The following is an 11,076-nucleotide window of genomic DNA, read 5'->3' as shown; positions in this document are numbered from 1 at the left end:
CCTGGTTCTGGCGCTGGCCGGAGCCCTGGCCGCCGCGCTTGGAGCCGTTGCTGCCGGAACCGCCGCGCTGGCCGCCGGAACGGCCACCGGAGCGACCGCCCGAACGGTTGCCGTCACCGGACTGCGTGGCTGCCGGGGCCGCCTGGGGAGCGACGCGCTCGGCGCGCTCGCCCACGAGCTCCTTCACGACGTCGGAGTTGGGGCCGACCTCGTCCACCTGCGGGGTCACGCCCGCCTTCTTCATGAGCTTGTTGACGTCCGAGCGCTCCTCGGTGGTCGCGATCGTGATGACCGAGCCGGAGGCGCCGGCGCGGGCGGTGCGGCCCGAGCGGTGCAGGTAGGACTTGTGCTCGGCGGGCGGGTCGATGTGCACGACCAGCTCGACGTCGTCCACGTGCACGCCGCGCGCGGCGACGTCCGTGGCTACGAGCACGCGCACGTCGCCGTCGGAGAACGCGCCGAGGTTGCGGTCACGTGCGCCCTGCGAGAGGTTGCCCTGCAGGTCCACCGCGGGGATGCCGGCCTGGCTGAGCTTCTTGGCCATCTTCTTGGCGCGGTACTTGGTGCGCGTGAACATCATGCGACGGCCCGTGCCGGAGGCCAGCGCCTCGATCAGTGCCTGCTTGTCGTCCGCGTGGGTCACCAGCACCTGGTGGTCCATGGTGGTCACCGCGGCCTGGGCGTTGTCCGCCGAGTGCAGGACAGGGTCCTTCAGGAACTTCTTGACCAGCACGTCCACGCCGTTGTCCAGCGTGGCGGAGAACAGCAGGCGCTGCGAGCCCTTGGGGGTCTTGGCGAGGATGCGGGTGACCACGGGCAGGAAGCCCATGTCCGCCATGTGGTCCGCCTCGTCCAGCACGGTGACCTGGATGTCGTCGAGCGTCAGCAGGCCCTGCTTGATGAGGTCCTCGAGACGGCCGGGGCAGGCCACGACGATGTCCACGCCTTCCGCGAGCGCCTTCTCTTGGCGCTTCTGGGAGACGCCGCCGAAGATCACGGTGGTGTTCAGCCCGGCGGCCTTGGCCAGCGGGGCCACGGTGCGGTCGATCTGGGTGGCGAGCTCCCGGGTGGGGGCCAGCACTAGCCCGGTGGGCCGGTGGGCACGACGCCGCGCCCTGGCGGTTCCCGGGGCCAGTCCGGCCAGGCGGGTCACGAGCGGCAGCGCGAACGCCACCGTCTTGCCGGAGCCCGTGCGACCGCGGCCGAGCACGTCACGGCCGGCGAGGGAGTCGGGGAGGGTCTTCTCTTGGATGGGGAAAGCTTCCGTGATGCCCACACGGGCGAGGTCAGCGGAGAGCGCCTCGGGCACACCGAGGTCTTCGAAAGAATGAGACAAGGAACGTCTTTCAGGGTTGGTCCGCGCGAAACGATTTCGCGCGCACGCGCCGCGAGTCGGGCGCGAACTGCGCGCCTCGGACCGGCGCGCCTCTACCCCGCAATATGTACGGGGGAACCGGTCCAGTCTACACGCCACGCGGTGGCCGCACGCACGAGCCCTCTCACACCGCGGGCGCGGGAAGGGGCCCGGCCCCACGGCGGCATGCTGTGGGGCCGGACCGGCTCACCCACCGAGATCCGCGATCAGCCCGGCGAGACCGCCCCCACCGAGGACGTGCTCCGCATCCGTGCGGCACTGCGCCAGGGACCGCCCGGCAGGATGGGGAAACGGCAGGGCCATGGCACCAACTCGCAGCCGCCTCGAACGCCGCGGCCCGGTCGCCTGCCGCGACGTCGCTCCAGGGTCGCCCAGAACAAGGGACTCGACGTCCCTCTCGGAGGGCGCCCTCGTGACGGGGTAGGCGAGGAACGCGGGCACCTCCAGGCGGTAGGCGTAGGTGGCCAGCTGGTACTGGTCCCCCATGCTCGCCTGCGCGAAACCGCCCCACGGGAGCCTTTTGTACTTGGCATCCAGCACCGCCAGGGCCTGTCCTTGAGCATCCGGGGCGTGGCCCCCTGTCTTCACTGGGCACATGACCACGAGGTCAGGCTTCTTGAGCGAGACGGGGTCGTAGCGGGGTTCCCCTCCGCGGTCTGGCACCTCCTGCTCCGTGAAGAACACGGCCAGGCGGTGCTGCTCCTCGACCTCGAGACCGCCCGGCGTGAGGACTCTGTCCAGGTAGTCCTTGACCATGTGCTCCCACAGAGCGCTCGTGACGTACTTCAGGTTCACGAGCACCCCGGCCATGTCCGGCGACTCCTCCGGGTCCACACCGTGCCGGCGGGCGAGAACGGCCCGCGCGTACCGGTAGGCCCACCGGGTCTCGGGCGGCATCCGCTGCAGCTCGGAGCCCGGCATGCCACGGGACAGCAGCACGTGGGCCGGCTCCACGGTCACGTCCCGCAGCTGGGCATCGCACGTGAGAGCCAGTTCGCGAACCTCCTCGTCCGCGGCCTCGGCGGCGGCGATCTGAACAGCACCTCGCACCGTCTGCCACAGGAGGGAGTCTGCACTGAGCGAGTCGAACTCGCACAGCACCGGTATCCGCCGCCGTGACGTGCGCCGGATGAGCCCCTGGGGATCCATCCGCCCGCGCACGAACCCGAGCTCCTCGGTCACGGGAAGGAACGTGGGCCTGCGGTGCAGCAGCGCCCGCTCCGTGTCCTTGAGGAACTGGCGGTGGACGAGGTCCTCCAGCCCCGGCAGGTCCGGGAGCAGGTCGACGCCGCCGGGAGTCGGCTCCCGCTGCTCGGGTCCCCGCGCGGGCTCGCACCCGAGCCGGGAGAGCAGGTCCCACAGGAACCTCACGGGATCTGCCGGGTCCGAGGCCCTCCGGGGCAGCGCCGGCACCTCGCCCCGCCAGGCCTCGCGGATCTGCGCCGTGGCCGGCACCTCCCGCCACAGCGGATCCGTCTCCCCGGTCTCGACGTCGCCAGTGCCTGTGTCGCCGGTTTCTGCGTCGCCGGTCTCGGCCGCCCGCCCGTCGGCCTGCGGGCCCTCTCCGGGAGAGGGCAGGGGCGGGTCGTCCACCAGGGTGTCCCGCGCGACCTCGGCCAGGCTCAGCGCCCACTCCGGCTCCAGGGCCAGGATCTGCTGCTCGTGGATGGCCACCTCGAGCGTGCGGGACCCTCGTCCGGAGCCGTCGTCCGCGTCATCCGCCGTGCCCGCGGGAAGGCGGAACACCGGACCGCGCTCGGCTGCACCCGCCCACAGCTTGGGAAGGATGTGAATCACCAGGACGTCCGGTCCCGGGTCCGTCTCGCCCGCCGACGACGACGACTCGTCCTCCGCGGAGGGCCGTCGCCCCAGGATGGTCAGCCCCACCCCGTTGCCCCGGGCGCTCACCTGGAAGAACCTCACGTCATCCCTGGAACCACCGGTTCCCTGAGCTCCGTGCGTTCCGTCTGCTCCGTGTCCTCCATCCGAGCCGGCAGCGCCGGACACCGTGCCCCGCTCTCCGGCGCGCTCCCCCGGGCGGACAGTCCCGGGGGCCTCCGCCGGTTCGGGGACAGCCATCTCGTCAGCCGCCACGGCTCAGCCCTGCGCCGTGGTGGACGTCTCCTCGGAGCCCGCCCCCTGGGAAGCCCCCTGCCCGTCCGCGTCGGAAGACTCGGTCGCTGGGACCTTCTGGATCTCCGGGCGCCGCCCGAGTCCCTGACCCACCAGGTGGATGCGCCAGCGCTCATCACCGACCGGAGCTCCGTCTCCAATGATGCTGTCGACGTCAGCCGTCTTGATGTTGAACGTGGCGACCACCTCCTTGAGCTGATTGAGCAGCCCCGTGGCGATGTCCGCCGCGGACTTGCCCTCTCCGAAGAAGTAGGAGTGCCCCAGGCGGGCGTCGGGGCCCACCGCCTCTTTCAGGCGCCTGTTGGTCTCGGAGTACCAGTCGATGAGCGGGCGCAGGGAGTCCACGCCCGCACCTTCCTCCTCCAGCTCGCTCGCGAGCTGCTCACCGCTCAGCGGCTCCATGGTGATCCAGTGGAAACGACGTCGCAGGGCCAGGTCGATCGTCCCCACCGAGCGGTCCGTGGTGTTCATGGTCCCCAGGATGTGGAGGTTCCGGGGCACCCGGAGGTACTTCCTGACCGACCCGTTATCCAGTGACACCAGGGTCTGGAGCGCGATGGCACCCTCCGAGGAATCCGCCAGCAGCGCGGTGCGCTCGGGCTCCGCCTCGTCAGAGAGGTCCACGCGCTTGGATGCCTCCAGGACCAGCATGAGATCCCCGAACACCCGGGAGGTGTTGGCGCGGTTGATCTCGTCGACGAACAAGAGGTAGTCCCGCTCGGGGTCGTTGCACGCGCGCTCGCACATGTCCACGAACACGCCGGCTTCGCCCTTGAACGATCCATCCAGCTGGGGACGCAGCCCGCTCACGAAGTCCTCGTAGGAGGTCGACGGGTGGAACACCACCACCTCCACACGCCCCTCATAGACCTCCGCTAGGTCCTCCAGCAGGTGCGATTTGCCGCAACCGGCTACGCCCTCCACGATCACGTTCGAGTAGTTGCGCAGATCCGTCGCGACCGTCTCCGCCGTGACATCGTCCTGGTCCGACACCGCAGACCCTCCGTTCCTGGTCATTCCTGCATCGTGTGAGGTAGTTCGGGCCACCGGTTGAATCTTGAGGGAAAGGCTCCGGAAAATTTCCGCGACCTCGGGGCGCTCCTGAATCTCTCGCGCCATTGCCGGAAGGGCGTTGACCGCCAGTGCAAGGGATTGAGAAAGTCCCGACCCCCGAATTTCAGGGTTGACGCCAGTCCGCTCCTCCACAATGGCGCTGATCCTCTTGCAAACCTGGCTGACGCGCCTCTTGGGCCGGACATCTGTCCAGGAGGTACCTGTGTCGTACAAGTACACGTTGTGATTCTTGATCTCATCGATCCGGTATTCCCCGTCGACCTTCGGGCACTTCTCCACCAGGTCCAGCAGACTCACCCCCTCTTCAAGCCGCTGTTTCGCGTTGAATTCCTGCTCGTGCATGTCAGCCACCGTGGTGCCTCTCCTCTTTCGTCACTGGTTCAGTGGGCCGTAGTCGGCCAGGTGCTCCACCGCCGGGTGTCCGCACTCCGCCTCGTGGACCTCCACCAACCGGGCCAGGCTCAGCACGTAGTGGCGGGGGCAGAACAGCTCCACCTCTCCGTCCACGCCTGGCTCAGTGTCGTCCTCGCCGGCCCGTCGCTGGATGCGGTACTCCACGGAAGCGGTGCACACGCTCTCGTCCCAGGAGCACCGGGGGTTCTCCACTCCCTCCACGGTCTCGAGGTCCGGGAAGCCGGTCTGCACGTCCATGTTCTTCATCGCCCCTGCCCTTCCGCCCGGGAGTCGGAGGAGGACTCCGCCGCGAGGGTTTCCCGCTGCCGGTCCAGCTTCTCGTGCAACTCGTGCACGGCCCGGTCGAGCTCCTCCTGGGCGAGTTCCACGTCCTCGTCCAGGAACCTCCCCCAGCGGCGTCGAAAGCGCTCCTCGCGCAGCCGGGACGCGCGGGTGACCTCGAGGTCCGAGAGTTCCAGGACGGTCAGGGCGCCGTCCTCGTCGGTGTGCAGCCGAAGCGCCGAGGGACCCGGAGGAATCAGCAGCAGCATCGGCGTGCCGGCAATCCCCACAGCCACCCAGGATTCCTCCTGCGTCTGTTCGTCGACCGGCACGGGGGCCAGATCCCGCAACGGCACCAGGTGGGGTTCCAGGAGATCCCGGGGGAGGACGCCGTCGGCGTCGTAGGCCACCACCGTGGGGCCCTCGGTGCGGACGCCGATGAACGCTGTGAAGGGTCTGCCGTCCACCAGCTGAAAGGCCTCCGGTGCCCGGTCCCGAGGATCGACGTCGTGCGCCAGGTAGCGGATCCGCGGCTCGTCCGGGCCCTGGGCATCATGGCAGGCGTACTCGCGCAGGAGGACGTACTCGTCACCCTTTGCCCTCAGGAACGCGGCGGAGTCCAGCCGGAACAGCTCCCACGGCACCGTCATGTACGGCGTGTGCGTCCGCAGCCAGGTGGACAGCGATCCGTCCCTGCGAACGTCCTCGGTGCTGGCCCACTCGTCCTGGTAGCTCACCACGTTGCGTTCCGCCCGCTCCAGGACGGCAACCACGCCGTCGCCCTCCCAGGACGGAGCGGGCACAGCACGGGCAGTCTCGCGGCTGCTCAGGCGTGCCTCGGCATCTCCGCGCAGCACCTGGTCCACCCACAGGACCTCGAGATCAGGGTCGTCCGGGGCGATCTTCTCGCCGAGAGCGGGGTCCACCACACCTCCGGGGAGCGGAGCTCCGTCAACGGTGGGGTGTCCAACGCCCCGCTCGTCCACGCACAGTTCGTGCACGTGCTCCCGTTCATCCGTCCCTCGGGCGCGCAGTCTCAGCCGTCGCGCGACTGCGCGCCCGTCGGAGCCGCCCGTCCCCTCGTGGGCCGGCTCCTCGACCCGGACGTCGTCGGGGCCCAGGGGCGTCCCGTACGGTGCGTGGTACGCCGCTCCCAGAACATGGTCCATGCGCCCGTCCGCGCCGTACGCCTCTCTCGCGTGACTCCCCACGGAACCTCTCCCCACGACGTCGCTCGGTACCGGTCGCAGCCCGCGGCCGGTGACGCAATTGTGGGGACGCTCAGGTCACGAGCGCATCAGAATTCGCGGTATCTCGCGGTTTCCGGACGTTTCCGGACAGCCCGACCTGGTCGTATGCAACGGAACGCATGCAGTGCGAGTCGCCCTCGCCCGGTCGTGCCGGGTGGGACGGCCGAGTTGGGTGGGACAGCTGCGTGGGGTGCCGGCCCGGGACCGGGCACACGCGCGTGGAGCCGCTGCAGGATCACCAGCGCAACGAACCCGGTGAGCAGCTTGTCCACCATCGAGTAGGCCCCGTTAGCCGAGAAGACTGTGAAGACCAGTGACGCGCCGGCCGAGCCGAACACCTCCCCCAGCGCGCCCGTCTGGCTCAGCTCGCGGCCCGGGAACAGGAGGAGGATCACCGGTGCCGCTGTGAGGGTGCAGCCCGCCGCGGCGACCATGCACAGACGGAAGAAGGAGACCAGGGACCGCCCCTTCCCGAAACGCCGCACCCCGTAGCCCCAGATCAGCGCGCCCACCATGTTCACCGGCGCGAAGAGCAGGGCTCCTGGACCGTCGGTGAAGGTGCCGAGTGCATTGCCCGCCAGCCCCACAGTGACGCCGTACCACGGGCCCAGGGCGATGGCGGCCACGGCGGTACCGGTCATGTCCATGTAGAGCGGCAGCTGCATGCCCTGGTTCACATACTTCCCCGCAAGGTTCAGCGCCAGGCAGAGGCACAACACGGTCAGCACCACCCACGGCCCGGGGTGCTCCCAACCGGCCATCCCGCCGGGGGCGACTCGCAGGCCCTCGCCCCCGAGGGGACGCGGGCGTCCATCTGGGGCGGACTCTTCCGCGGGAACGGTGTGTGGCACGGGATCCCGCTCCTGAACCGGCACGGGTGCCGGGGTGGGTGCCGGGGCGGGTACAGGCACGGGCGCCGGGGTGGGCCGGGCGTGCAGGCAGCGTTCCCGCCACCCCCGTGCCGCCTCCGCGTCCACACCCAGGGCGAGCACGATCTCCTCCACCAGGTCCGCGCTCAACCGGGTGCGGCCGGAGCGGAAGGCGTCGTAGACGGTGGAGCGGGCCAGGCGCGCGCTGTACTCGTCCACGCCCCGTTCGCGACGTGCGCGTTCGATGCGCTGGGTGATCCGGGCGTACGAGATCCCTCCCGCCTCGGACCTCAGCCGGTGCAGCCCGCGGGCGATGTCGTCGTAGGACTCCACCGGCGGGACAGGGGATTCCGCCGCTCCCTCCGGTGTGTTCCCGAACCGTGTCGCGTCTGACATGGAAACATCGTATTCACGGGTGGACGTTGCGAACGCACATTCCTACAGGCGCGCCGTCGTCGCCCCCGCTCCTCCCCCTCCCGGCCCAAGAAGTGCGCCGTCGGCTCAGCGCCTCACACCGCGGCGTACCCGCCGTCCACCAGGTAGTACCCGCCCGTGATGAACGAGGCCTGGTCCGAGAGCAGGAAGGCCGTCAGCTGCGCGACCTCCTCGGCCGTGCCGAGACGGCCCATCGGGTGCTTGGCCACCAGGTCCGCGAGGACCTGCGGGGGCACGTTGCGCAGCAGCGGGGTGTCGATGTACGCCGGGCCCACCGCGTTCACGCGGACCCCGCGCTGGGCGTAGTCCACGCCGGTCTGCTTGGTGAGGCCCATGAGACCGTGCTTCGCCGCGGTGTAGGCGCTGTTGCCGAGCGTGGTGGCCACGGTCGAGTGGATGGAGCCGATGTTCACGATCGATCCACCCCCGTGCTGCTCGATCACCGGCAGCTGGGCGTGCATCCCGTAGGCCACACCGTTGAGGTCGATCGCTACGGTGCGCTCCCACGCGTCCAGGTCCGTCTCCCCCAGGGCCTCCATCTGCCCGCCCACACCGGCGTTGTTCACGGCGTAGTGCAGCCCGCCGTAGGTCTGCACCGCGAAGTCCACGGCGGCCACCGCATCCGCCCGGCTGGCGACGTCCTGGCGGATCCCCGCGGCGTCGCCCCCGGCCGCCATGATGGCCTGCACCACGTTGTCGATGCCCGTGGGGTCGATGTCCGTGACCACCACCTTCGCGCCGCGGCGCGCGAGGTCCTTGGCGACGGCCTCCCCGATTCCGGAGGCCGCTCCGGTGACCAGTGCTACTCGGGACGTGAACTCTGACATGGCATCTCCTGGGCGTGGGACGGTTCGTGAGCACGTCCAGTCTCGCGTGTGATGCGAATCACTTCCAGGACTCGCCGAAATGAGACTCGTGGAAATGCGTCGGCGGGGCCGCCCCGGTCCGGTGACCGTGGCGGCCCCGCCGGGGACCCCGTGCGGTGAGCCCGCGCCGTCGCCCCTCCCCGCGAGTCCTCCCAGCGGGTCCGCCTCAGCGGGTTCCCTCAGCGGTGCCTCTCAGTGGGCCCCGTGCGAGGGCGTGGGCCTGCTGTCCTTCGCGAAGCGCCGGGCCTTGACCCGCTCGGGCAGCACCCTGTTGAGCAGTGCAGCCCGGCGGGTCGCGCGGTTGCCGCCGATCACATGGTCCTTGCCCGCGAACAGCGCCTCAACGCCCTGTTGCGCGACCTGCGCGGGGTCGTTCTTCCACTCGTTGGACCCAAAGACCGTGTTGTCCATCCCCGCCGTGTGGTGGAAGCCGGTGGCCGTGGCACCCGGCAGCAGCGCCGTCACGGTCACCCCGTACTCCCTCATCTCCTCGCGCAGCCCCTGGGCGAACGCGTAGGTGAACGCCCGCGTGGGCCCGTAGATGGACTCGTACGGCGTGGGGGTCAGCGCGGAGAGCGAGGCCGTGATGAGGATCCGCCCTGAACGCTGCCGGGCCATGGTCTGCACCACGTGCTTGGCCAGGCGCACCTGCCCGGTGACGTTGAGGTCCAGCATGTGCAGCTCGTCCTCGAGGTCCGTGTCCACGAAGGACCCGCCCAGGGACTTCCCGGCGTTGAGCACGGCGACGTCGAGGTGCCGGCCCAGCGACTCGACCTGCTCCCAGACGTGCTCCACCCCCTCGGCGGTACTGAGGTCCGCGCGCACGGGGACCACCGTGCCCACGGGGGTGGCGGCGTCCGCCGCCTTCTCGAGCTCGCTCTGCAGGGTGCCGATCCGCCCGCTCGCGCCCACACCCACGATGTCGTAGCCGCGGGCGCTGAGCTGGGCGGCGATCTCGAACCCGATGCCGGAGGAGGCGCCGGTGACCAGCGCGAGGGGCCTCACTCCTGCTCGCCCTCGGCCTTCTCGGCGTCGTGCTCCTCGCGCAGGGCCTGCGCCGCCTGCTCCTCCTCGGCCTTCTGCTCGCGCACCACCTCGGTGAGCAGCTTGGTCATCTCCTTGGCCACGCCGGCCGCGGACTGGGGGTTCTGGCCGGTGACGAGGCGCTCGTCCACCTGGACGTTCTCCTCCCAGTTCTCCGCCGCCTTGACGGTGGCGCCCTGCTCCTCGAGCCGGTCCTGGAGCAGGTAGGGCACGGTGTCCTGCTTGCCCACGGCCTCCTCCTCCGCGTTGGTGAACGCGGCCACCTTGCGCCCGGAGAGCAGGCGCACGCCGTTGGACAGCTCCACGTCCACCAGCCCGGAGGGCCCGTGGCACACGGCGCCGACGACGCCGCCGGCGTCGTAGACCGCGGCCACGAGCTTCTGCAGGGCCGCGTTGCCCGTGAAGTCCCACATGGTGCCGTGCCCGCCCACGAGGTACACAGCGTCGTACTGCGCCGGGTCCACCACGGAGACCTTCGGGGTGTTGTAGAGGGAGGCCTTGGCGGTCTCGTCCTGGGTGAACTCCACCTGGACCGGGTCCGCCTCCTGGACCTCGTCCCGCGGGGGCTGCCCGCCCTCGATGGAGGCGAAGTCCACGAAGTACCCCGCGTCCCGGAACACCTTCCACGGGTGGGACGCCTCGGCCACGTTGTAGCCGGTGGGCTCGCCCGTCTCGCCCAGCGTGTCCTGGCTCGTGAGCACCAGCAGGATCTTCTTCATGGTGGTGATGTCCATGGCTTCCCCTTCTCGAACGGGTCGTGCGGGCGCGGCGCCCGCGGTGTGCCACCACCCTAGGCAGGGCCCTGCCGGGGTGCGCGAGCCGTTCGCTCACGGCATGGGACGCCGGGGAAGGGTTCAAAACGGGCCGCTGTTAGCATGAGCATCGATCCTCGGCGGGCACCTCGGGCCCCCTGCCCGGCCCCGCCCCACTCCGACGAAAGGTTCACCCATGCGCATCTCCAACGCCATCCTCCGCGGCGTCCCCGGCGCCTACCTGCTGCAGTCCGGCTACGGCAAGCTCGGCATGGACGCCCAGGCGGCCGAGGGCCTCAAGCAGTTCGCCGCCACCGGCGTCCCCCAGTTCGCCGAGTGGGACTCCAAGACCTTCGCCACGTTCATCGCCGGCAGCGAGCTGGCCGTGGGCGCCGCGCTGGTCACCCCGTTCGTCTCCAAGCGCCTCGCCGGCGCGGGGCTGCTCGCGTTCAGCGCCGGGCTGCTGACCATGTACTTCCGCAACTCGGAGATGACCCAGGACGACGGCATCCGCCCCTCCGAGCAGGGCATCTCGCTGTCCAAGGACTTCTTCATGGCCGCCATCGGTGCGGGCCTGATGGTCCAGAAGTAGCCTCCCCACGC

At 70.2% G+C, this 11,076-nt stretch carries 10 protein-coding genes; 1 reads left to right on the top strand and 9 read right to left on the bottom strand.

The features are described 5' to 3' along the window. The 9 genes from D8M39_RS10155 to D8M39_RS10115 all read right to left on the bottom strand — a co-directional run. Positions 1 to 1,336, bottom strand: a 1,336-nt coding sequence (locus tag D8M39_RS10155; RefSeq protein WP_148111762.1) for a DEAD/DEAH box helicase, incomplete at its 3' end; no start/stop codon positions are given. 225 nt (positions 1,337 to 1,561) lie between these two features. Further along, on the bottom strand, positions 1,562 to 3,298 hold the full coding sequence (locus D8M39_RS10150) for a hypothetical protein (RefSeq protein ID WP_055085207.1): 1,737 nt from the start codon (positions 3,296 to 3,298) through the stop codon (positions 1,562 to 1,564). Positions 3,299 to 3,472: 174 nt separating this feature from the next. Further along, a complete protein-coding gene (locus D8M39_RS10145; protein WP_161971391.1) occupies positions 3,473 to 4,525 on the bottom strand; it encodes an McrB family protein in 1,053 nt (350 codons plus the stop codon). A 429-nt stretch (positions 4,526 to 4,954) separates the two neighbouring features. After that, positions 4,955 to 5,242 (bottom strand): hypothetical protein, encoded by a 288-nt coding sequence (locus D8M39_RS10140; protein WP_055085203.1) that lies wholly within the window; start codon positions 5,240 to 5,242, stop codon positions 4,955 to 4,957. Further along, the gene (locus tag D8M39_RS10135) at positions 5,239 to 6,183 is read right to left on the bottom strand and encodes a hypothetical protein (protein WP_126874952.1); all 945 of its coding nucleotides are present in this window, start codon (positions 6,181 to 6,183) and stop codon (positions 5,239 to 5,241) included. Before D8M39_RS10135 ends, D8M39_RS10140 begins: the two co-directional genes overlap by 4 nt. A 371-nt stretch (positions 6,184 to 6,554) precedes the next feature. Next, complete coding sequence (locus D8M39_RS10130) at positions 6,555 to 7,772, bottom strand: ECF transporter S component (RefSeq protein WP_126874951.1); 1,218 nt, start codon at positions 7,770 to 7,772, stop codon at positions 6,555 to 6,557. A gap of 113 nt (positions 7,773 to 7,885) precedes the next feature. Continuing rightward, positions 7,886 to 8,638 carry an SDR family NAD(P)-dependent oxidoreductase gene (locus D8M39_RS10125; protein WP_055083533.1) on the bottom strand — a complete coding sequence of 251 codons (753 nt, stop codon included), beginning with the start codon at positions 8,636 to 8,638 and terminating at the stop codon, positions 7,886 to 7,888. A gap of 231 nt (positions 8,639 to 8,869) precedes the next feature. Continuing rightward, the gene (locus tag D8M39_RS10120; protein ID WP_094395135.1) at positions 8,870 to 9,682 is read right to left on the bottom strand and encodes an SDR family oxidoreductase; all 813 of its coding nucleotides are present in this window, start codon (positions 9,680 to 9,682) and stop codon (positions 8,870 to 8,872) included. Continuing rightward, on the bottom strand, positions 9,679 to 10,455 hold the full coding sequence (locus D8M39_RS10115) for a type 1 glutamine amidotransferase domain-containing protein (protein WP_126874950.1): 777 nt from the start codon (positions 10,453 to 10,455) through the stop codon (positions 9,679 to 9,681). Before D8M39_RS10115 ends, D8M39_RS10120 begins: the two co-directional genes overlap by 4 nt. 214 nt (positions 10,456 to 10,669) lie before the next feature. Between D8M39_RS10115 and D8M39_RS10110 the strand changes: the two genes are divergently transcribed. Continuing rightward, positions 10,670 to 11,065 (top strand): hypothetical protein, encoded by a 396-nt coding sequence (locus tag D8M39_RS10110; protein ID WP_126874949.1) that lies wholly within the window; start codon positions 10,670 to 10,672, stop codon positions 11,063 to 11,065. The last annotated feature ends 11 nt before the right edge of the window (positions 11,066 to 11,076 follow it).

The organism is Kocuria sp. HSID17590, from assembly GCF_003989485.1.
GTDB lineage: Bacteria > Actinomycetota > Actinomycetes > Actinomycetales > Micrococcaceae > Kocuria > Kocuria salsicia.
This window is presented reverse-complemented; position numbering and strand designations above follow the sequence as displayed.